General features: G+C 58.8%; 20 protein-coding genes and 3 pseudogenes. 16 read left to right on the forward strand and 7 right to left on the reverse strand.

What is annotated here, in order from left to right:
• Positions 1–233 precede the first annotated feature (233 nt).
• Complete coding sequence (imuA, locus tag P3T24_RS32455) at positions 234–722, reverse strand: translesion DNA synthesis-associated protein ImuA (protein WP_429440921.1); 489 nt, start codon at positions 720–722, stop codon at positions 234–236.
• Between the two features lie 355 nt (positions 723–1,077).
• On the opposite strand from imuA, the gene P3T24_RS32460 reads away from it, so the two are divergent.
• The 6 genes and pseudogenes from P3T24_RS32460 to P3T24_RS32485 form a co-directional block, all read left to right on the forward strand.
• On the forward strand, positions 1,078–1,362 hold the full coding sequence (locus P3T24_RS32460) for a toxin-antitoxin system TumE family protein (protein WP_429440922.1): 285 nt from the start codon (positions 1,078–1,080) through the stop codon (positions 1,360–1,362).
• On the forward strand, positions 1,359–1,700 hold the full coding sequence (locus P3T24_RS32465; RefSeq protein ID WP_429440923.1) for a transcriptional regulator: 342 nt from the start codon (positions 1,359–1,361) through the stop codon (positions 1,698–1,700). The genes P3T24_RS32460 and P3T24_RS32465 overlap by 4 nt, the downstream gene beginning before the upstream one ends.
• Before the next feature lie 182 nt (positions 1,701–1,882).
• The gene (locus tag P3T24_RS32470; protein WP_429440925.1) at positions 1,883–2,059 is read left to right on the forward strand and encodes a hypothetical protein; all 177 of its coding nucleotides are present in this window, start codon (positions 1,883–1,885) and stop codon (positions 2,057–2,059) included.
• Positions 2,060–2,087: 28 nt separating this feature from the next.
• On the forward strand, positions 2,088–2,297 hold the full coding sequence (locus P3T24_RS32475) for a hypothetical protein (protein ID WP_429440926.1): 210 nt from the start codon (positions 2,088–2,090) through the stop codon (positions 2,295–2,297).
• 15 nt (positions 2,298–2,312) lie between these two features.
• Entirely contained in the window at positions 2,313–2,747 is a 435-nt protein-coding gene (locus tag P3T24_RS32480; RefSeq protein WP_429440927.1) for a hypothetical protein, read from the forward strand.
• Positions 2,748–2,789: 42 nt separating this feature from the next.
• Positions 2,790–3,866 (forward strand): annotated as a pseudogene (locus P3T24_RS32485) (IS256 family transposase); the annotation flags it as partial.
• Positions 3,867–3,885: 19 nt separating this feature from the next.
• On the opposite strand, the gene P3T24_RS32490 reads toward P3T24_RS32485, so the two are convergent.
• The gene (locus P3T24_RS32490) at positions 3,886–5,124 is read right to left on the reverse strand and encodes an IS110 family transposase (protein WP_429440928.1); all 1,239 of its coding nucleotides are present in this window, start codon (positions 5,122–5,124) and stop codon (positions 3,886–3,888) included.
• A 234-nt stretch (positions 5,125–5,358) separates the two neighbouring features.
• On the opposite strand from P3T24_RS32490, the pseudogene P3T24_RS32495 reads away from it, so the two are divergent.
• Positions 5,359–5,580: pseudogene (locus tag P3T24_RS32495) on the forward strand (transposase); the annotation flags it as partial.
• Positions 5,581–6,063: 483 nt separating this feature from the next.
• On the opposite strand, the gene P3T24_RS32500 reads toward P3T24_RS32495, so the two are convergent.
• Positions 6,064–7,077: an IS110 family transposase gene (locus tag P3T24_RS32500; protein ID WP_429440929.1), complete on the reverse strand. Its 1,014-nt coding sequence runs from the start codon at positions 7,075–7,077 to the stop codon at positions 6,064–6,066.
• 162 nt (positions 7,078–7,239) lie between these two features.
• Positions 7,240–7,563: an antibiotic biosynthesis monooxygenase family protein gene (locus P3T24_RS32505; RefSeq protein WP_429440930.1), complete on the reverse strand. Its 324-nt coding sequence runs from the start codon at positions 7,561–7,563 to the stop codon at positions 7,240–7,242.
• A gap of 57 nt (positions 7,564–7,620) precedes the next feature.
• Between P3T24_RS32505 and P3T24_RS32510 the strand changes: the two genes are divergently transcribed.
• From P3T24_RS32510 to P3T24_RS32525, 4 genes are all read left to right on the forward strand, one after another.
• The gene (locus P3T24_RS32510) at positions 7,621–8,280 is read left to right on the forward strand and encodes a GntR family transcriptional regulator (RefSeq protein ID WP_429440931.1); all 660 of its coding nucleotides are present in this window, start codon (positions 7,621–7,623) and stop codon (positions 8,278–8,280) included.
• Positions 8,281–8,706: 426 nt separating this feature from the next.
• A complete protein-coding gene (locus P3T24_RS32515) occupies positions 8,707–9,303 on the forward strand; it encodes a flavin reductase family protein (RefSeq protein ID WP_429440932.1) in 597 nt (198 codons plus the stop codon).
• A gap of 257 nt (positions 9,304–9,560) precedes the next feature.
• The gene (locus tag P3T24_RS32520) at positions 9,561–10,436 is read left to right on the forward strand and encodes a tyrosine-type recombinase/integrase (RefSeq protein ID WP_429440933.1); all 876 of its coding nucleotides are present in this window, start codon (positions 9,561–9,563) and stop codon (positions 10,434–10,436) included.
• A 20-nt stretch (positions 10,437–10,456) separates the two neighbouring features.
• A complete protein-coding gene (locus P3T24_RS32525) occupies positions 10,457–11,626 on the forward strand; it encodes an IS91 family transposase (protein WP_429440935.1) in 1,170 nt (389 codons plus the stop codon).
• A gap of 378 nt (positions 11,627–12,004) precedes the next feature.
• Here P3T24_RS32525 and P3T24_RS32530 read toward each other — a convergent pair whose 3' ends face one another.
• Positions 12,005–12,802, reverse strand: a complete 798-nt coding sequence (locus P3T24_RS32530) for a hypothetical protein (RefSeq protein ID WP_429440936.1) — start codon at positions 12,800–12,802, stop codon at positions 12,005–12,007.
• A gap of 191 nt (positions 12,803–12,993) precedes the next feature.
• Entirely contained in the window at positions 12,994–13,695 is a 702-nt protein-coding gene (locus tag P3T24_RS32535) for a response regulator transcription factor (RefSeq protein WP_429440937.1), read from the reverse strand.
• An 879-nt stretch (positions 13,696–14,574) separates the two neighbouring features.
• On the opposite strand from P3T24_RS32535, the gene P3T24_RS32540 reads away from it, so the two are divergent.
• The 4 genes and pseudogenes from P3T24_RS32540 to P3T24_RS32555 all read left to right on the forward strand — a co-directional run.
• On the forward strand, positions 14,575–14,808 hold the full coding sequence (locus P3T24_RS32540) for a hypothetical protein (protein WP_429440938.1): 234 nt from the start codon (positions 14,575–14,577) through the stop codon (positions 14,806–14,808).
• Positions 14,809–15,472: 664 nt separating this feature from the next.
• Positions 15,473–16,198, forward strand: coding sequence for a DUF746 domain-containing protein (locus P3T24_RS32545; RefSeq protein WP_429440939.1), 726 nt, complete (start codon positions 15,473–15,475; stop codon positions 16,196–16,198).
• 838 nt (positions 16,199–17,036) lie between these two features.
• Complete coding sequence (locus tag P3T24_RS32550; protein WP_429440940.1) at positions 17,037–18,503, forward strand: UDP-N-acetylglucosamine-peptide N-acetylglucosaminyltransferase; 1,467 nt, start codon at positions 17,037–17,039, stop codon at positions 18,501–18,503.
• Between the two features lie 257 nt (positions 18,504–18,760).
• Positions 18,761–18,925: pseudogene (locus P3T24_RS32555) on the forward strand (ShlB/FhaC/HecB family hemolysin secretion/activation protein); the annotation flags it as partial.
• A 655-nt stretch (positions 18,926–19,580) separates the two neighbouring features.
• Here the strand turns inward: P3T24_RS32555 and P3T24_RS32560 are convergent.
• A complete protein-coding gene (locus P3T24_RS32560; protein WP_429440941.1) occupies positions 19,581–19,964 on the reverse strand; it encodes a response regulator transcription factor in 384 nt (127 codons plus the stop codon).
• A 564-nt stretch (positions 19,965–20,528) separates the two neighbouring features.
• On the opposite strand from P3T24_RS32560, the gene P3T24_RS32565 reads away from it, so the two are divergent.
• Positions 20,529–22,378 (forward strand): ESPR-type extended signal peptide-containing protein (locus P3T24_RS32565; RefSeq protein WP_429440943.1); only part of this gene is annotated, 1,850 nt, incomplete at its 3' end.

The raw sequence follows: 22,378 nt of genomic DNA on the forward strand, positions 1-22,378 counted from the left end.
GTAGCGCGGCCCGCAGGTTGCCGATCATCGTGTGGCAATAATTCGGCCTCTGCTTGGAAAGACGCTGATCGGGTACGCGAATAGTCGCTCCCACAACAGCGAGTCGGGTCATCAACAATGTTCCGACTTTAGTTCAATTTCTCGATAAGTCACAAGTTTAAGTCAATCTGAATTGACGTATAAATGGGACCTCGGCCTCACTCGCTTCATGATTGATGCGGCCTTCCGGGATATCAGGGGGTTCCATGTTTAGTTCGATTCACAGCTGCATCTGGACGTAGGCCGAGCCTGAGCTCCGCTGGCGATGCATCAAGAGCCGACGCGAGCGGCCGGAACATGAACAGCAGCGTCTCGCCGGATTTCGCAGCCAGATGAAGGCGACGCAACGATTCGGGCCGCACGTGTTGTTGCCACATGAGCAGAGCGGCACAGCTACCGGTTTTCAGCACCTGTTCGGCGCTCCACAGGGCGTCGGCCGTGTTTCGCGTCCGTATCATCAATAGCCTTTCGGGTCGCAGGCCGATATACGAGAGGCCGTGCGCGTTCGGATCTTGCGGGGGCTGCAGAAGCGCGATCGGACGCAGGGCGATCGACGCGAGCGCCGGCGCAAGCAATCGGAGTTCGCCGATGCCGGCCTGCTGTAGAAGCAGCTCGACCAGCGCGCCACGCGGCCAGCCACCACCGGGCAGTTCACGCGAGAGTGCAGGGTAGCCAGTATCCACTGTCCTGCCGACTCCGCGCGCGCCGCGCGCCACAGGGAAGGATGGATGTGCTCTGGGTGGGCGAGGGCGGTGGACATGACCAAATTACCTGTATGGATACACAGGTGTCATGCTATCACTCTTATCGGAGCGGGGCAGTGCATCGCCCGTTGGTCCGGACCGTAGCGAGCGAGCAGGGTAGAGCGCAGTCACCGCCGGCAAGAAATCCCGCAACTTGCGGCACGCCGGTGCGTTTGTCCCACTTCGCGTACAAACGCTTTTGAAATGTATCGTCCGATGAACAGTATTACGAGGTTCAAACGAGCGCTTGTTGGATCAATTGACAACGCCTTGAGGTGTTGTCATACTGTCCAACATGAAAGCCACCCTTTTGCTCAAAGAACGCCACGCCGTGGATCGGGATGCGTTTGCTGAACTGCTCGTGTGGAAGGTACCTGCACCGGTACGAGGAAGCACGCATTTTTTCAAGTACAGCCTCGCGTTTGTAGTTAGCGGATTGTGCGTGTTGCGATACGACAATGAACAAGGCAAGGGCGATCACCGGCACCTGGGAGAGGCCGAGACGCTCTACGAGTTTTCGACGCCGGAACAGCTAATCGCTGATTTTTGGGCTGACATTGATAGCTGGAGGTCACAATGAAGACAGTCACTCTTGGCGTCGCTTCTCGCGATGCTGTAACGAAGCGTTTTCTTGCTGCGATGAATGGCAAGGCTCAAGGAACTTTTATAAGTTTCGATTCGCCCGAGTTGCTGTTCCAGACACTCACGCAATTGCGTTGGAGCATGATTCAGGCGATTACCGGAGCGGGAGCGCTTTCTATTCGGGAAATCGCGCGCCGTGTAGATCGTGATGTCAAAGCCGTACACCGGGACGTGCATGCGTTATTGGACGTTGGTGTTCTGGAGCGCAACGCGGACGGTGCGGTAGAGTTTCCGTACGATGCCGTGCATGTCGATTTCATGCTCAAGGCCGCATGAAGGCCTCGTGCTTCGAAAATAGATTGAAGACTATAGGAACCGCAAAGCATGGAATGACCTACGACGCGGCCATCGCCGCGAACAGCGCTTCAACCGATTAGACTAGACAAGTACATGGCGCACCTGCGTCCCGTATGCCGACCGGCAGCCGGCAGAGTGAAGACCTAAATGGAGAATGTGACATGTCAGTGCGCAAGGTCCAGCAATTCGACCCACACGAAGACGAATTCTATGGGCTCGGTGACCCGCGGACGCTCGATCTGACAGACGACGAGTTGAACGCGTTGAACGAGGGCACAGGTGAACCGGTTCTTCTCGAACGGCATCACGGTTTTTTTATGCTCATCGAAGAAGACTAGGCAGACAGCATGAGAAATAGGAAAGGCCATGAAGCGCACACTCGAATACACACTCTGCCGCACGCGTAACAACACGCCACTCGTTACGCTCGATTCTCCGCTGGGCAATGGCCAGGAGCTCGAGCCGGATGCGCTGCGGGCGCTCGCGCAAGCATTGCTGGATATCGCGACACAAGCCGAGCAACAGGACGTCGGTAAGCACTACCACACGAGCAAGGGTGCGGTGGAATTCGAATAACGGTAAAGGGACGACATGAGCACTTGCATCTCTCATACGCACCCGGTGGGGCACGAGTCTCTGGCTGTCGCGCTCGTCGATGGCCTTGTCGCTGCGCGGCGGGCGCGACCCATTCGACACGTGCGACCTGCGGCAACGCCGCGGTCGAACTGTCACGATGCCGTGGACGCGTGGCTCGCCACACATACCGGCACGCAGGCCGTGCGTGGATGGCTTGTTCTCGAGCTGGCCGATGCATCGGTGCGCTTCGTTGCGCATTCGCTTGTGCGCGACGCCGACGGCACGTTGATCGACCCGACTTTAGCCGAGGATGAGCCCGCTCATCTGTTTGTGCCGCATCCACGCGCGACCGGAGGCTTTTTCTCGTATCTGTGCCGACCCGGAGCGCCTTATGAGTTGATGGTGTTCGTCCGCAACGATGATGTCGCCTCAAACCGGACCTATCCGTGATTTTGTGGGCGAGGCATATCATGAGAGGTAAAAGTCATGGATATGCCGATGAAGAAGAAACGCACGGTTGCTTCGCAGGTAGCGGCCCGAGGGACGCTACCTGCCCTGCCTGAAGGGCTGATAGACCAGCTGGTCAAGGGGCCGATGACGCCCGCTGAAGTGCAGGACCTGATGCTGGCGTTCAACAAGGCACTCATTGAGCGTGCCACGGGTGCGGAGATGAATCTGCACCTGGGCTACAAGCCGGGTCAGGCCAAACCGGCGGGCCAGGCCAACGAGCGTAATGGCGCCAGCGGCAAGACGGTGATCACCGACCAGGGACCCGTCAGGGTCGAACTACCCAGGGACCGCGACGGCAGCTTCGCCCCCATCCTGATTCCCAAACATGAGCGCCGCTTCACCGGGTTCGATGAACGCATCATTGCGATGTACGCGCGCGGCATGAGCGTGCGCGAGATACAGGCGTTTCTGGCCGAGAGCTACGGCACCGAGGTTTCGCCCGACTTCATCAGCTCGGTCACCGATGAGGTGATGGCCGAAACGCTGGCCTGGCAAAGCCGTCCACTCGAACCGATGTATCCAGTGGTGTTCTTCGACGCGCTGCGCGTGAAGATCCGCGGCGATGGCGTGGTGAGCAACAAGGCCGTGTACCTGGCCCTGGGCATCCAGGCCGACGGCCAGCGTGATGTGCTGGGACTGTGGATCGAACAGACCGAGGGCGCGAAGTTCTGGCTCAAGGTGTTCAATGAGCTAAAGACCCGTGGCTGCCAGGACATCCTGATCGCGGTGGTTGATGGTCTGAAGGGGCTGGCCGAAGCGATCGGCACGGCGTACCCGCGCACGACGGTGCAGACCTGCATCGTGCATCTGATGCGCAACAGCCTGGAGTATGCGAGTTACAAGGATCGCAAGGCGCTCGCCGCGGCGCTGCGTCCGATCTACGCGGCTGCCAGCGAACAGGCCGCGCAGCTTGCCCTGCAGGAGTTCGCCGACGGCCCATGGGGCGCGAAGTACCCGAGCATCGTGCAATCCTGGCGGCGCGCCTGGGAACACGTCACGCCGTTCTTTGTGTTCCCGCCCGAGATCCGCCGGGTTGTCTACACGACGGATGAAATCGACAAGTCCCCGCACGATCTTTTTATGAAGTCCCTGCTCCTGGCCACAGTAGTGGTACCTCGTGTCCCTTGGGTCGCGCCTGTTTCCATCTTGAGAACAACCGTTGATAGGTGCGCTCGGCCTGCTCGGCGACGGCCCGCTCCTGGTCGCGTACGCTCTTCAGGCTGTAAGCCGCAGCCGTGCCTTTACGCGAGCCGTGTTGTGCCGGCATTCCGGATTGCAGCTCCAGGGCGCGCAGCTTGTGCGCGGTCAGGGCGGGACGATCCCAGGCGAACGGCTCATTGCGCGTGAGCACGTACCACACGATGACCGCCAGTTTGCGTGCCGTCGCGACAATGGCGACCTGCTGGCCGCGACGGTCGCGTACGCGCAGGAAGAAAGCGCGCAGAGGGCCAGGCGCCTGTGCTGCGCCCCAGGCTGCCTCGACGAGCAATGCCCGTGCGTACGAACGTCCCCGCTTGGTGATGTGGCCGTGCCTGGCGGGCGTTGGGCCCGACTGATAGACCGACGGGTTGAGCCCGAAGTAGCTCACCAGCTTCTCCGGATTGGGAAACCGTTCGACGGCGCCGATCGCCGACAGAAGGCCGATTGCCACAGTAGTATTGACGCCAGTGATGGTCAGCAGCCTGCGCAACCGCTCGTCGCCGATACTGGCTTGCGCCAGGGCCTTGTCGACCTCGTGGAGATCCTCCCCAAGACGGTCCAGCTCCCGCAGGCGTTGCTCGACGCCCAGACGCTCGTCCATCGGCAGCGGTTGGGCCTTGAGCCATACACGTCCCTTCCTGCCGAACAGATCAGTAGCGGGGCACCGCTCGATCAGATGCGCAGCCAGCACCGCATGCACTTCGTTCTTCAGCCTCGTGCGTTGCCGCACGAGTTGTGACCGCCGCGAGACCTGTCGGCGTAGCGCCAGGGTGCTCTCGTCGGGCATCCAGACTTCCGGCAGAAAATGGCTCGCGTACAGCTGTGCCAGCACTGCCGCATCAATCTTGTCTGTCTTGACGCGTGCTTCGGCGATGAGCCGGACCAGCAGTGGATTCGCAATCGCGACGCGCGCGACGTGGGGGCGCAGCACGTTGACGATGGCAGCGGTATTGCCCGTCGCTTCGAGTACCACATGATCGCTGCTGCACAACCTTGCGGCAAAGCGCTCCAGTTCGTCGCGTCTGAGCCCGGCACGACCGCCGGCCTGTAGCACACCGTCCTCGAGATACGCGATCTCGGCCACGGAGCGCGAAACATCCAGTCCTACGATTCGCATGATCGTCTCCCATTCAGATGACTGTTGGGAGCCGGTGGGACAGCACGACAACTACGGATTCGCGCTCACAGCGCAACCGGGCGGGTCGCAGGGGCGGCCAACTACTAACACGAGCTCGCGGCTCATCGTATAAGAACGGCCTGCCCACCCGAAGTGCTCCCCGGTGCCCCTTGTCCCGGATGGTCACACCATACGCCAGAACTGCGCGGCGCGGGACCGTGGGGCACCGGCTATATCATGCCGGTTACCAACGCCATCGAGAGCCTGAACATGCAACTGCGCAAAATCATCAAGACCCGCGGGCACTTCCCCAATGATGAGGCTGCCATCAAGCTGCTCTGGCTGGCCCTGCGCAACGTGCTGGCCAAATCCGTGCGGGCCGCCTTCGACTGGAAGGCGGCCATGAACCAGTTTGCTATCCTGTTTGGTGAGCGATTCACCTTCGCGCGTGGATAACGTTTTGCAAACCGCCTCGCACACAAAAATGCGGACAGGTTCCTCAAACCAGAAAAGCAGACACCCATTAGCCGGCCGGAGTCAAGGGCAAAAAAAGTACGTCGCAAACAATCGCGTCAATTCAGAGTGACAACAGCGCGCCACCTTCATTCATGGAGACACTAACCGCGCCCGTTTTCTCACTCGTTGGTTGCGAACCGAATCGCACCAGACACCTGTCGGGATCAAGCCTGTCGCAATGCTTCGCGACTGCCCTGGCGGCAGTTGCCGCCCCGGAGAAACTTTGGTGCCAGGCCGTGTCCAAGGGGTGTTTTGGCATTCCCCGTGGCTATCACCATGACGGCGACGCCAGTCCTTTGATGGCTCACGGCCTGGGCGATTCAGTGTTCTGCATCCGTTCAGATGGCGCAAGGGCGGCGTCCAAATCATTCGGGTGGCTTCACACCAGTCCGCATTCCTGGCTCATCGCCCCTGGCCAAACCGTTACCCGAAACACAGGTGCACATCGAAGGGCTTCTGGTCTCGCAGCATGTGGTAGCACGCCCGCGCGAGCTTGTGTGCGAGAGCCTTGATCGCCAGGACGCGGTTCGTCCTGCTCTTCTTGCGATCGTAGAAGCTTCTGGCCTGCGGGCAGTAACGCATCGCAAAGTTGGCCGCCTCCACAAACGCCCACGCGAGATACTTGTTGCCGTTCCTGGTATTGCCTTCACCCTTCTTCCTGCCGTTACTCTCCCTCAGGCTGTCAACACAGCGACAGTAGGAACTGAAGTTGCCGACCTGGGTAAAGCGGCTGATTGATCCGGTCTCGAGCATGATCGTGGTCGCGAGCGTGTCACCGATGCCCGGCACCGTCCTGAGCAGGTGGTACTCGGCACGCAGGCTCACGCGTTCCCTCAGTCGCCTCTCCAGCGCCTCGATCTGCTGCCCCAGCGCCTGGCTGACCGCGCGGTTGGCCTCCACGGCCAGCGCGACATCGGGCGCAAATGCAAATTCATCGACCTGGCCGACTGTCAGCCGTTTGACTGCCTCGCCATTTATTCTGCTCCCCGTCTGCCGCATCAGGATGCCCTCGATCGAAAGGATCTGCGCTGTGCGATAACGCACCAGTTGCATGCGCTTGCGTGCCAGGTCGCGTGCGCCGCGTTCCTCGCGTGGATAGACATAACCCTCGGGCAGCAACCCGAGCCTCAGCAGCTTCGCCAGATAGGCCGCATCGGCGAAATCGCCACTGTGCTTGAGTCCGTCGTATTTCCTGATGGCAGCGGGATGCGCCAGGTGTACCCGGTAGCCTGTGTGCATCAGTCCATCCACCAGCCAGTACCAGTTGTACGTGCTCTCGACGACCACACCCGCCAGTTCGTGCTGGTACGGCTCAAGCGCCGCCGCGATCCGCGCGAGCTCGTTTGGCAGGCGTTTCTGGTACACGATCCGGTCGTTCTCGTCGCTGACGATCACCACGCAATTGTTCGAATGCAGGTCTATGCCACAATAGTTCATGTCGGTCTCCGCAGGGTTAAAGTGCGTTTCGCAAACTGACTTTAACCCTCGTCGCATAACCGCGGCGAGGAGGCCGGCTACATGATCACCATTCATAAGCTTCGTCGGACGCTCGGTCAAGCCACCAACTGGCGGCGTGACCGAGCAATGAGACGCCGGAAATCAGGTTCTCGAAAAATCGTAGTCCCGCTCAACAAGGCAAATACGCGTCTTGTAGGTCTCGTACCATTTCTCGCGACCGGTCTTTTGTGCTACCAGATGCGCTGAATTCTGTTTCCATGCAGCAATCGATTCGAGACTATCCCAATAGGAAACCGTGATTCCGAGTTCCTCTCTTGCCGACTCGACGCCCAAGAATCCCGGCTGCATCGCCGCTGCTTCAACCATCGCATCAGCCATCCTTCCATACCCGTTGTCTTCGGGGGTGCGGATGGACGTGAAGATCACCGCGTAATAGGGAGTGGCTCTCGTCTTCGCAATAGACATTGTTACCTCCGCTCGTGAATGGTATACCATTATGCCAAAATGTCGACGGAAATGAAGATGGAACGAAAACTGGATTCGACGGCCGACGCGGTTGCTGCGTCGCTCCGCAAACTGATAGCAATCGGCGAGATGACGGATGGGGCACGGCTGGTGGAGCGAGAATTAGCCGACAGATTTTCCGTTAGCAGAATCCCCTTGCGGGAAGCGCTTCAGAAACTGGTGTCCGAGGGACTGGTTGAGATCAATAGGAATCGTGGCGCCGTTGTCCGGACACTGCGGCCTGTCGACGTGGAGGAGATATACAGCCTACGCATGCTACTTGAGGGCGACGCGATCTATCGTGCTGTCAAACATATGGACGACGAGACCCTAGCCCGCGTCGAACTCGTGCATCGATTGCTCGGAGAAACAAAAACACGAGACAAGCAAGATGAACTCAATCGAGAGTTTCACGAACTTCTCTATGCGCCCTGCGGCAACGAGCGCCAACTAAAGTCGATACGAGACCTGCGGAGCCAGGTTGAGCGATACGAGCGCTTGCAGTCCACTTTGCTCGCCGATACGACAGCGTTTCAGCATGAGCACGCAGAAATCCTCAAAGCGTGTCGGACTGGCAATGCAAGGCTTGCCCGGTCAATGACCGTTGAACATCTCGCATCAGCGAAGCGCATTGTTGCCAAGCTAATCGAGAACGCGTTGTCGCGCGACTCTTCATGACAATAGAAGGGACGAACGAAATCAACTACTGAGCCAAACGCGCTGGGACGACAGGGGACATTGTCGCCCCAACTTTCTCATCGGCCATTTGGGATCACACGCGCTCTTCGATTGACTGCTTTCGGTTTCCGGCGTAAGTGACCGCAGCTGGCCGAACCCGGGCAAACGCGGGCCCCGCAGATCGCGGATCGCAGCAGATATGCGAAAGGCATGGACCGACCCTGAGTTGCCCTTCGATATGCTCTGGAACGGACACTCGCCCGACGTTTCTCTTCCGCTGCGTCTTCGGCACTACACCGATGGGATGCCTGCTCACACAGACTGCTCCGGCTCGACGCCTCGACCCCAATACTTCATCAAGCGCTGAAACATATCGCTGGGAGTAGCGTCGAGAATGGGGCGACTTTGAGCTTTTGCGAGGGCGCCATGCAAACTGATGTTGTCGAACTACCGGTCCTGTACTTTGGAACTCCCGTGGCGCTAATTTCCAGTGTGAATCCCGACGGAGCGACCAACCTGAGTCCCATTTCTTCATACTGGGCGCTATCGGACACAATCATGATCGGGTTGAGTACGGCAGGCCGATGCTATAGCAATATTCTCCAGCGCCCGGAAGCGGTGCTCAACTTGCCCGATGCTTCATTATGGAAGAACGTCGAGGCCATTGCGGCGACTACGGGCTCCGAAGTTGTGCCGGACAACAAGAAACAGTTGGGCTATCGATTTGAGCGTGACAAGTTTCGATGCGCAGATTTGAATGCGAAAGCAAGCGAATGTATCACGCCCGTTCGGGTTGCGGAATGTCCAATTCAGATCGAAGCGAGAGTTGTTCGCATGCACAAGATCGGGAGCGACGATGATGCAATGGTTGCCGCAGAATTGAAGGCTCTGCGAATCCATGTTCATACTGACCTGCTGGCGCCAACCCGCCGGATCGATTTGGAACGATGGAAACCATTGCATTACGTATTTCGACACTACTACACGTTGGGCGGCTGTCTCGGCAAGAATTTTAGGGCGTAACAGACCAGATCCCGAGGCGTTGTCGAAGTCTGATCGTAGATAGCCGGTCGCGCGCGGGTATGGCCACGAGTAGTTGTGGCCACCGATTGTCAACAAAGCAGGCGTGGACGCCGAACGTCTCAAACTGGCCGAAGAACGAAACCGCTCGCGCGGTAGGGGGCTCCGGCCAGCGCGTGCGGTTCATGGGAGGTCCGCTGCGCGGTTCCGTATGTTGGCGAATGAGGCAACCCGCCTCGTTCTCCAGCAGGAGCCCAATCATGACCTCCCCACAGGCAAACGCCAGTCCACTGCGCCAGCGCATGATCGACGACATGCACATGCGCCAGTTGTCGCCGAAGACACAGGACATCTATCTGCGCATCGTGCGCGAATTCGCCCGGTTTCTCGGGCGCTCACCTGACACGGCCACCGTCGAGGACCTGCGGCGCTACCAGCTGCATCTCGTCGATCACGGCACATCGCCCGTGTCGCTCAATCATGCCATCACCGGCCTGAAGTTCTTCTTCGGGGTCACGCTCGACCGGCCTGACCTGATGGTCAGGATGCATCCCGCGCGCGTGCCCCGCACACTGCCCGTCGTGCTCAGTCCCGATGAAGTGCGCCGCCTCATCGAGGCGGCCGGCAACCTCAAGCACCAGACCGCCCTGTCAGTCGCCTACGGCGCAGGACTGCGCGCAAGCGAAGTGGTGGCCCTGAAGGTCGGCGACATCGACAGTCAACGTATGACGCTGCGCATCGAGCAGGGCAAGGGTCGTCGGGACCGCTACGCCATGCTCTCGCCGGTGCTGCTCGAGCGCCTGCGCGTCTGGTGGCACGTAGCCCGGGCCCAGGGCAGGATGCTGGATGGTGGGTGGCTCTTTCCCGGGCTCGATCCCGTGGACGCGCTCAGCACGCGACAGTTGAACCGCGCCATCCATGCCGCCGCGGAGGCCGCACACATCGACAAGCGCGTATCCATGCATACCTTGAGGCACAGTTTTGCGACACATCTGCTCGAACAGAAGGTGGACATCCGCGTGATCCAGGTACTGCTCGGCCACGCGAAGCTCGAGAACACCGCGCTCTATGTCCAGGTGGCCACCGACCTGCTGCACGAGGTCACCAGTCCGCTGGACCGCCTGCCCTCCGAGTAAGCTGCGCGCTGTAGCGCCTCATGCTGGAGGTTGCGGATATCTTCCGCAGCCACGGGCCAGCGTGGCGGGCAACCGCACACTTGAGCCTGGGGCAGCTGAAGGTCATGTCGGCCATCGAACAGTGCCGCACCGCGGCGCTGGGCGGGCACGTGCTGCGCTGTTCGGGGTGCGACCACATCGAGGTCGAGTACAACTCCTGCCGTAACCGGCACCGCCTGAAGTGTCAGGCCAGTGCCGCCCGCCGCTGGCTCGAGGCGCGCCAGGCCGACCTGCTGCCCGTGGAGTACTACCACGTAGTGTTCACGCTGCCCGCGCCGATCAGTGCGATCGCCTGGTACAACAAGGCGGTAATCTACGGACTCCTGTTCGACATCGCCGCCGAAACCCTGCGTACGATCGCCACGGATCCGAGGCACCTGGGCGCACAGATCGGCGCCACGCTCGTGCTGCACACCTGGGGCTCGGCGCTCACGCATCATCCGCACGTGCACGGCATCGTTCCCGGTGGCGGCCTGTCGTCCGATGGTGAGCGGTGGATCGCCTGCCGCCCCGGCTTCTTCCTGCCGGTGCGCGTGCTCTCGCGCCTGTTCCGGCGCCGCTTCCTCGAAGCACTCGCAGACGCACACCGACGCGGCCAGCTGCAGTTCTTCGGCGACTACACAGACCTTGCCAATGCGGCTGCCTTTGCGCGGTGGCTTGCGCCGCTGCGCACCTGCGAGTGGATGGTCTACGCCAAGCGTCCCTTCGCCGGACCGCAAGCGGTGCTCGAGTACCTCTCACGCTATACGCACCGCGTCGCGATCTCCAACCAGCGCCTGGTCGCATTCGATGAGCGCGGCGTGACCTTCCGCTGGAAGGACTACCGTGCAACGGGGCGCACCCGCTACAAGATCATGACGCTAGAAGCCGGCGAGTTCATGCGCCGCTTGCTGCTGCATGTGCTGCCCAACGGCTTCCATCGCATCCGTCACTACGGCCTGCTGGCCAACCCGGTGCGCCGCGCCAGCCTCGCGAAGGTGCGTGAGTTGCTGGACGTCGTGCCCGAGGTCGCCACCCAGCCAGACGATCCCCAGGTTGCTGTCGCTCCGGTCTTCGTCTGCCGGCACTGCGGTGCGCCGATGATCGTCATTGAGATACTGGAACGCACTGCGCCCATCCGCGCACCACCCATGCGGCGAGGTGAGACATGAGCGCAACGCTCCCTGCATGTATAACCCGACCGTCGGCTTTGCGGCAACGCGGCCCACGAGCGGACGTTTGCGCCTGTCGCCTCGCGCAGTCTCTCGCACGTCCGCTTCGCCATCACAATTGCGCCACTGCACCGCTTCAGCACTGCGTCAGCGCCTATCCAGCATCCCGCCTCCTCACGCATCCATCAACATTGCCGGGCATCCCGGCCTATCAATCGCCATAGCCGCCACGACTCCGACCGCATCGGGGCACTCCGCGGTTTCCTCCATCGAGGCTCGTTCGACGCCTGCCAGCAAGGCGTGGTGGCACCCTCACATTCCTGTGGACGATGGCAGGCATCGAACAACCCTAAACGGACTGAGCCCGACAATGACGACTCAGCTCGACCCCGCCCCTGACCTTCCCAACAAGCTTTTGGCATTGAGGTCAATATCCTGCGCTTTGAGGAACTCGGCCTTCGTACGCCACTTCACAGTACCATCTGGTAGACCGAACATGAGTAACTTGTCGTCCGGTTCGTCATAGGTCGCAGGCGCAGCGGCGAAACCCTCCCGTCTCCAGGCTACGGCAACGAGCGTCTTCTTTCCAGCAGGAGACACCTTGAACACGCGGATCCAGGCAGGATGTTCGCCGAGCTCTGACATATTCGTCGTCTCGTCATCTTCCTCCGCAGATGGGCGAGCCCAGCCGATAGCGATGATCCTGATTGTTCGTCCTCCCTCGTCCAACAGTTCCTGCCGCTGGACCTGCTTGCCCAGCAACCGAAATCGTGACACGGGGATATGGGAGCCCGCCATGAAGTATTCCGCGATTAGCCAATCGCCGCCCGAGGACACGAGTGGAACCTCCCGTCGACGATCGTAACGGTAGATTCTGGTCAGGTCGCCAAGGACCGCTTGCGGAACAACAGTATCTGGGAATGAATAGCGTGCCGGTTTGAAATCACCGGTCTCGGAGGCGATCGAGTTCTCGGTGTTCATGTCCAGGCGCAACAGCTTTGGCGGCAACGTAACCGAAATCAGTGAATTTCCAGCGGTCCTGGCGACATATGGCGGTCGCGACGATTCAACCGTCTTGATCGCGGCCTCCGCGCGAGCCAAAGCTGAACTACATGGCGCGATCTGGAAGCCGACAAGTGCTGCCAAGGCGAAATATGCTTTCAGGCGAGATTTCATGTGTTGCGAATCAAAGGCATCGTTACGCGTGGTCAATCGTTAGCGATCTACGACACAGCGTCGAGTGGCCGAAACTGGCCGCCGACTCCGGTCCGAGGCGCAGCTCGATCGTTCGCGATCGCGGCGAATATTTGAAGGGCATAACGCGACCCACTTTAGCCATTCAGATGTCTGCGAACGTTTTCAACGCGTCAGGAGATCGGCTCGGCTGAGACGATCTGCTCCAGGCGGTACCCGTAGCCGTAGATTGGCGTCAGGCGATATCCGTTCTCCGGCCGCAGTCCCAGCTTTGTCCGCAGCCATGATATATACGTGTCCATCGTGCGCGATGGAATGTCCACCACCTGCTTCCAGACCATCTCGAGGATGTGAGCACGCGACAGTGGCCGTCCAAGATTCTGGAACAACAGAAGTGCCAGGTTGAACTCGCGTTGCGTAAGGGTCACAGGTTCGCCTTTATGAAGCAATCGTGCGGAAGGTAGATCAAACTCGAACTCGCCGAACACCTCCCGGGGGGCTGGATTGATCCTGTAGGCGCGTCGCAGCAGCGAAGAGACGCGGGCGAGCAGCACGCCGGCCGATATAGGCTTGATAACGTAATCATCAGCACCGGCATTCAAAATTGATGTGATGTCGTCTTCGCGGCCACGCGCCGTGATGAATATCACAGGCAGGTTCTCAGCAAAGCTTTGACGTGTCCATCGCAAAACTTGCTCGCCAGACGTGCCAGGCACCACCCAGTCAAGCAACATCAGGTCGAATGTCTGCCGCCGCAATGCCCGAACAAGGTCGTCTCCCGTGACGAAACCATGACAGACGTGCCCAGCCCCCGCCAGCGTTTCAGCCGCGAAACGCGCCTGCTCCGGATCGTCTTCAAGTATCGCAACCCTCATGGTCTTCCCCCGTCGCTATCCTTCGCCGTCCAAGGTGACTCGCAGTGGCATTTATTTTTTTATTTAACAGTCATTCTAACCAGCGTTTCAACGCTTTCCAGCCGATCACAAACCCTGGTACAACGTCATCGATGGGCGCGCCAAGGAAGGATAGCGGTCGTGCCCTTTAATTGTCATTGGAGGGCTTGCGTCTCCGCTCAACTTGATCCATGACCGCGGAAATGCCCCACAAGCTGTTGCGTAGCTCGATGGCCGTTTCTGTTGCGCAGAATCCGGCCTCGCAGTCCCGTCGGCACCAGCGGACATTACAACTTAGCCTCTACACTAGGTTTGTTCGCTAATTTCTTATATGTCAAATGAACAGTAGTCCTACATATCTTTTCGTGAAAATTCGACTCTCCAACGCCTCGACTACGGCGACAGGGCAGGGCGCAGGCACCACAGGCAAGGATTTTCCCAGAACCACAGGAAACTCGGGGCTTCCGTTGTTTCGGCCCCGGCCCAGGACGCATCATCGGGATAAAAACGGCAGCCGTCACATTTCGATTCGGGCATACCACGTATGCCCGTCCATTACGACGGTGACCGCCCGTCTGACGGCCGGGCCGTTCACCGACAGGGCCTTCTGCAGGCGGATCGGCGAAAGCAGTTGTTCGTTTGGCACTGGTTCGCCTCACGCGGCCTCCCTGATGTGCGTCGAACATATTCGCGCGCACGACGGGTCAAATGTTAACGATGGTTAAGTGCTATTGATTTTATAAGGGTCCAAAGTCAAGTATTGGCACACGCTGGTCCTGAATGGTTAGCACGGAAAAACCGGGGAATGAACGGAAGCATGAGCATAACGAAACCTAGAGAGGGGTGTGGGTCGTGCGAGTGATGAGCTTGCTAGGGTATAGCCTCTTCATCGCTTCCGAGCTATGGCTGTACTTCCGGTCGAACGTCATGATTAAGGTGATTGCTTTTTCGGTAGCAGGAGTCGGCTTCTTCGCGATGCTTGCCTTCGCTTACCTGGTCTCATTCGGCTATCGTGCTTCGAGGAAGAGCGATATCTATCCGCCCAGCAAGGATGAGGCGTTTGTTGACGACCGCGACGCATCGAAAATCACCTAGGATGCAATCCAGCGGGCGCAACGTAAGTGTGATTCGGACACGAAGAGCGACAACAACTTTCCCAGCAAGGAAAGCGTGCTTGTTGACGGCAGCGACGCATCGAGAATCGCTCAGGAAGCAATCGAGCGGGCGCGACGCAAATAGGACGTAAAGCCGATCCCGGTTAGGGAGATGGACAACGATGAAAGCGCACCGCAACACCGAGAAGCTTTTCGCAGGTTGCGCTGGATCGACCTGCAACGGTCGTACAGACGGCGGCTAGTTGCGAGATGAATTCGCGTGGCGCTTCCGGTGCAGTTCAGTACGGTTTTCGGCATGGCTTGATGAAGCGGGTCAAGCAATCGGGCACGTGAGCTTGTCGCTCAGATGGCTTTTAGACGCTGGCCTGTTCAGCAATGAACTTCACCCCGAACGTATCGATGTGGATAGGATTCTTGATCAGACCAACGAGTTGACGACAACTGAAGGGCGTTTGAACCTTTTGCGGAGCAGGGAAAGCGTCGACGCGGATGGATTTATCGGTCGATGACTTTTTGCACGCACGCCGATCTGCAAGCCAGCGTATTTTCTGACCGTCCGCGTGACGTTTGGCTTCCCGCTAACCGATCTATTTGGGTATGTGATGACTACAGCATCAAGCAGGCGTCGGAGCGCCGCGCCTCCCGTGCGCCAGTTCAATCTGTCGATTCCGCTCAAGCGGTTCAACGGCCATGCGTTACCCGATACTGAAGATACGGACCTCACGGAATTTGTGCAGGCGCACCTTGCCGAAGTGTTTTCGCTGTCCGAGAATCCGCCTGCGTGTGGTCATTGCGGCGACCGTCATACGCGGTTTCGGAGATCAGCAGGGCCACGCAAGTTGCGTTTGCCGGCCTTCGTGTGCCAGACCTGTAAGCGCCAGTTCAATCGCTTAACCGGCACTCCACTGGCCAACATTGGCAAGCGCGCGCCGGCTTGCACGCTCATGACGTTCACGGCCATGCTGTCGCAGCAGATGCCGTATGCCGCAGCAGCGGAAAAGTGCGGTCTTCAGGTGGTGCTGGTATCGCGCTGGGCCCGGCGGATGCGGACATGGCTGCTGCAGCTCGATCCGACGGGTTACTGGGAAGCAAAGGTTAGGCTCGGCGTCCGGCCGCCCGACCCGGTCATAAGGTGCCCGTCATGCGGTCACACCGGGCCAGTCACATTACTGGGTTTCGTCCCGCCCGCGCGCGCGGCCGGTGAACACATGCGCCAGTGTCGCTGCGGTCTTTGCCGTAGGGTATTCCGCTTTCTTCTGGCGGACCCGGTCCAAGCTCCTGCCCAAGATGTTCGGGATTGCGCGATGATCGACCACGGAGCTCCGCGCCTCAGGCCGCGCATCGCAAAAAGCGCTCCGGCCGAACGCTAATTCGCCTTCTGACGCTGCTTGTATCTCCGACCGTGAAATGAGGTTTTGTCGCGATAAGGGTCAAGGAGCGGACGAGATCGATATGCAAAGCACTGCTTATATTGTGAGATCATAGAATTGATCAGTGGCGTACGGTTGATTGGGATCTCCGGCGGCAGCAACCACGCAACCGCTCTGTCCTTGAATGCTTGTCCGCATTTTGCGATTGGTTTTCTCATCATCGCCCCAGGTTCATCGATTGTATTGGAGCGACAAATATTCCGACGGGGGACCCTCTCGGTCTTCGTGCCAGCAACGGGGGGGGCGAGGAAAAGGGCGCCAAAGTACGTTAAGGCGGCGGGTGAGGCAGGTTTTCCCGCACGCGAGCGCATGACTCGCTTGGCTATGAGCATCCAGGACGAGCATCCTCGGCGCCGCCTCTCAGCCAGTGCAGGATGCACGTCCTGGCGTGCATTGGCTGCCTCGAAGAAGAATCGAGGTGCTGGAGCACGCCTGTAATGCCGACAATTAGCTTGTCCGCGCGTGTTGCCTCGCGAAGGAGTGTTACCTGCGCGCAGCGGACGTTGTAATTGGCGCTCTTCAAGCTGGGGAGAATCGGCATCTTCAGGTTCCAGCGCTGCGCCGTGTCATTCGATTGATACCAGATGAGGTGTTGGTCGAGCGCGCTGCGGGCCAGCGGTAGCAGCCACCTTGTCGGACTTACCGTCCTTGCCAATGGTTGTAGCCATTGAGCGCGCTCTGCAGCGTCAGTGTTGGACCGCAACGGTCCCAAACAACGGGCAACGGATGCTGTTGCATAATTGAGCCTGTTTAGCGCATAAAAACAGGACGTCAACTCATGAAGCAGTTCAACAAGGCCGCGATGATTGAGTCGGCCGATGAGTATTGTAAAAACGGTGAGTTGGACAGGGCGCGTCGGATCTATCAAAAGGTTAACGAATGGGATCCCGTTGACTTCAATCTGATTGGCAAGGAGCTGGTTTGCTCTCTCAACGTCTGCAACTGGCAGCGCTATGACTATTTGCAGCGAGTTCTGAGGGACACCTTCAGACACAAAGGTGGATTCGCGATCGGTGAACCGCTTCTCGCGTCGCCGCATTTTACGGCCGACGATCTGCTTGAGGTGAGCCGACGTCATATGCGAGGGCTTTTTCCTCCACAAAATGTTCGTGCCCAACGCACACTGGACGCGACAGCCAGTACGGGCAAACTGCGGGTCGGGTTCCTCGGAGCAGACTTTTATAACCAGGCGACTATGCATCTGATGATCGGTTTGATTGAGGAGCATGACCGAAATCGGTTCGAATACATCGCCTACGACAGCGGACCATCGATCGATGATCCGTTACGCCAGCGAGCCGTACAGGCATTCGATCGGTTTCGCTGCGTGTCGGACATCGAGAATGACGAGATAGTACGGCTCATCGAGCAGGACGGAATCGACATCCTTCTCTTCCTCCGCAACCTAACCGATCCCAGAGTCGGCGTTCTGACGCAGCGTCCCGCGCCGATTCAGGTGGCCTATCTGTATAACCCGTCCGGATTCGGTGCTCCGGCGGTTGATTTCCTGATCGCCGATTCCGTAGTCGTGCCGCCTGAATTCGAGCACCATTACTCCGAGCGGATCGCACGACTACCATTCTCGTATCAGCCCAACGATCGGCAGCGACCACTGCCGCAAGACTGTACACGACTGGAATTAGGCTTGCCGGAAGACAGATTTGTTCTCGTAAATCTTGGTTCACCGTTCAAGGTCACCCCCGCGATGTTCGACATCTGGTGCCGGATATTGCGCGAACATCCTCAATGCGTACTATGGCTGCTGCAGACCAATGTAGCCGTTGCGGAAAATCTCCGGCTTGAGGCATCGCTTCGCGGCGTCGATCCGGGCCGGCTGTACTTTGCTGCACTTGAGGCGATTCCTCGCCACATAACGAGGCTCTCGTGTGCGGATCTGATGCTGGATACACACCCGTACGGTGGACATACCGGCAGCAGTGACGCCTTGTGGGCGGGCGTTCCAGTCCTGACACTCGTTGGCGAAACGTTCGCATCGAGAGTCGCTGCATCCTTGCTAAACGCGGCCGGATTGTCAGAGCTGGCGGCGCACAGTGAGACGGAGTATGTGGATATGGCCGGCCTTCTGATTGAAGACCCGCGGGCGCTGGCAGCATACCGGTCTCATCTGGTATCAAGGCGGATGAACCTGCCATTGTTCGATGTTTGTTCGTATGCCAGAGATTTTGAAAATTTGTTGCTCGATCTGTGGAGCGAGAGAAGTGCGTCCGACGGGCAGTTGTCGTGAGCTTGACTGCTGGTGGCGTCAGGTCGGAAGGCATTCTTCGAAGCGCTTGATATGCGACCGAAAAGGTTCTGGTGCAAATCGGATGAGCCGGTAGGTTAGGCCCGAGTTTTGACGAGCGCGAGCAGGCTATGATTTGTGCGATTCACACACATCAGGAATTTGAAGGAGCTGCACTGGCGCCAGTGCACGCTTCGGGACGGAGTTGCGCACCGAAAAGTAACTGATATCCATGGCGTTATCTGAGTGTGCTCCGGCCATACTGGACCGCGACGCTATCGGGTAACACCAACACCTGTTATCAGCAGATTGCGGGCGTGAGCTAGACGTTCGTGTCGAGCGGCAATTCGCAGACGGCGGCCCTGAAGCTGCAACGCGAGATCAGCCGCAGCCAGAGCGATGTATCGGGCGTTGAGTTTCAGCTCTAGGCCAAAACCGCGTCCCTTATGTGCGCCGATTGCTTTCCCTCGTCGTTCCGCTGCACAACGAGGCAGCTGTCCGGTACGCCGAGCCACGAGGTGGCGCGGAATCTGCCAGCACGAACGCGGAGAGGCGCAAGGGATGAATGGGTACGACCAACACATGTGAACGTCTGCAACGCGCCGTTACTCGCAACAAGCCAAACGTGCCGACAGGCTTGAACCCAAATGGTACGCGGCAAGGTACGGCTCTTTAGGATCGGGCCATCATGGACAGAACGCCACCGGCGCATAGGGCGGGTCCGCACCACCCGGAGAATGGTGGTTGTGCAAATAGCTCAGGCGAGCGCGAAGTCGCCGGCCTGTCCGTCATCTCAGCGAGCCGAAAGGACCGCGGTTCAAACCGAGGGCGCAGTGGACCGACTAACTAGCGATCTCACGCCGATAACCACTATGTGCCAACAAAGCGTGGTCGTGAACGGGAATTTGGAGCGACGCAGCTACGTTCCTGAGGACATTGGCCAGTCAACCGGAAAGCGACGAATACGTCGCGACTACAGTGTACGACAGACGGTCGCGGTATCTCGCCGGCTTGAATCAGCGATTCTGCTTGTTGCTCCCAGGGGCACTTTCATTCATACCCACTGACCTGATCCAGCCGTTATCCAGTCCGATAGACCGGGGTGAGGCGGTACCCGTTGTGAGGCCTTAGCCGGGTCCTCAGCATCGAGACTTGGGTATCAAGGGCCCGGGAGTGTGCAGCCTCGCTTTTCATCCAGATGCTTTCGAAGAGGCGCGAGTGGCACAGCGGTTCACCCAGCCTGCGAAAGAATTGCAATGCAAGCTCGAATTCTTTCTGCGGCAGGCCGATGCGGTGGTCCCCGAACTTGACCTGTTCGGCCGCCAGGTCGAACTCATAGATACCGAACCTCTCTCTTCCCGCATGCGATTTCTGCGGGGATGTCCGGCGCAACAGGGCATCGATATGTGCGATGAACACCCTGGTCTGGAATGGTTTTATTAGATAATCGTTTGCACTCGGCATCGAGTATCGATGAAACGCCGTTATCGTCAGCGCGGGCCGCAATAAACAATATGGGTATGTCTGCCGAAATACGTTCGCGTATCCACCGGATGATTTCCGGTGCTTCTGAATTGAGGGTTTTCCAGTTGACAACCAGCAGATCGAATGGATTTTGGCAGATATGACTGACGAACATCTTCCTGTCAGTAAAGAAGAAATATGAATAATCAGTTCGTGTGAGGGCAGGTGCAATCAGCATGGAATGGGCGGGATCACCATCGAGTATGCAGATCCTCATTGGGCGCTCGCGTGCCTGCCCACCACCATGGGCCTGCCGAATTCGACGGTCGAGCTTGGATTTCGAACCGCTCTGTCCGTCACTTCCCCGGTTTTATCGAATGCCCGGAAATCTAATTGCATTTTGCTTTCAACAGCATCAATTTGTACGGACTTAACAATATTTAGAAGTTAAGCATGGTCGATTTGTTAATCCTTGACAGTGTGTCAGGCGAATTGATTTTAAGCTGCTGCAACAAAGTGTAACGCGCATTTCAGCGTGTGGATCCTGAATCAATCAGTCCATTAATGACCGGGTTAACCCGTCATTGTCGCGATTGCCGTTGCATCGGGGAGCGCCCCATCCATAGCTGGTTATCGTGCGAGATATCCCTGCGGGCATGGCGCGGCACACGTTGGTTTGAGGGGAAATGCGTGAACAGAATCTACAGCGTCGTCTGGAATAAAACACTGGGTCAGCTGGTCGTGGCATCGGAATTTGCCAGGGCGGACGGGAAGGGGCGTGCGAAATCAGCAGCTCGCAGCTCAGCAGTGCTCGCGGTGATCGCAGTGGCGGCCGGTTTCGCGCCGATGGCACAGGCGCAATTTCAGGCAGGCGGCGGTGTCGCAACCGGTAACTCTATTGCCATTGGTCCTCAAGCAACAGCAGGTACCGGCGCCGCTGGTGACTCAAACATAGCGATCGGCGTTGGCGCGACTGCCAGCACCATTAGCCTTGGTACTTCTATTGCAATCGGATCCCATGCGCAGGCATCGAGCACCACGATTGGCGGGGACTCCCTCGCATTCGGTACTAGTGCTACTGCGTCGGGTCAAGACTCGACGGCGATTGGAGGGCAAACTACGGCGAGTGGTTCGAACACAGTTGCGATCGGTAACAATGGTACTTCGGCGGTGGGTGCTGGGTCGACCGCACTTGGCGTTAGCGCCAACTCGACGGCGAATTATGCGACTTCTCTTGGAAGCGGTGCGCAGGCGACAGGGGTCGGTTCGACAGCAATAGGTACCAGCGGTAATGTGGCAGGCACCGCAGCTACCGCGGCGGCGGCTAGTTCGATTGCAATAGGCGGCGCGGCGTCCGTAATCAGCACTGCAACTTCGGGCGTCGCGATTGGTTATCACGCAGTGGTGAACGATGCTAACGGCATTGCTCAAGGTGACGGGGTGACGAGCGGTTCGACGGGGCAGAATGTTGCGATCGGATCAAGCGGCACGACCGCGAATAGCGCCACAGCGGCTGGAGGCGCTGTAGCGATCGGTCTTGGGCAGACGGCCTCTGGTAATGGCGCAGTTGCGATCGGCGATCCGAATAGCGCGACCGGAACTGGTGCCGTTGCGTTGGGTAACAGTAATATCGCGAACGGTCAGGGTGCGGTCGCTGCGGGCAATGCCAATACGGCAAGCGGTCAGGGGTCGGTGGCGTTTGGCAATGCATCGAGTGCATCGGGAGCAGGTTCGCTCGCCATGGGCGATACTTCGAGGGCGGCGGCAGCAGATGGTGTTGCGTTAGGGTCCAACGCAGTTGCGAACAACACGAACGACGTTGCATTGGGTTCTGGTTCGATAACCGCCGCCCCCAACCCGACAGCAAGCGGTACGATCAACGGGTCGACATACACCTATGCCGGCACAACACCGACGAGTGTGGTAAGCGTGGGTGCACCGGGATCCGAGCGTCAGATCACCAACGTGGCTGCGGGTGTGGTAAGCGCGACGAGCACGAATGCAGTTAACGGTTCGGAACTGTACGCGGCCGACCAAGCGATCGATGCCGTCGGTACGAATCTTACGAGCCTCTCGACCTCGACCTCGACAGGCATCAGTTCGCTCTCGACAGGGGTGAGTTCACTGTCGACGGGCCTGAGCACGACCAACAGCAACCTCACCAGCTTGTCGACCTCGACTTCGACGGGCCTCAGTTCGCTGTCGGCTTCGATCTCCACGGGTGCCAGTTCACTGTCGACCTCGACCTCGACCGGCATCAGCTCGCTCTCAACGGGTGTGAGCTCGTTGTCGACGGGTCTGAGCACGACCAACAGTAACGTCGCCAGCCTGTCCACTTCGACCTCGACGGGCGTGAGCTCGCTGTCGACGGGTGTTAGCTCGCTGTCCACAGGTCTGAGCACGACCAACAGTAA

Source organism: Paraburkholderia sp. GAS33, assembly GCF_050436645.1.
GTDB classification, from domain to species: Bacteria; Pseudomonadota; Gammaproteobacteria; order Burkholderiales; family Burkholderiaceae; genus Paraburkholderia; species Paraburkholderia phenazinium_B.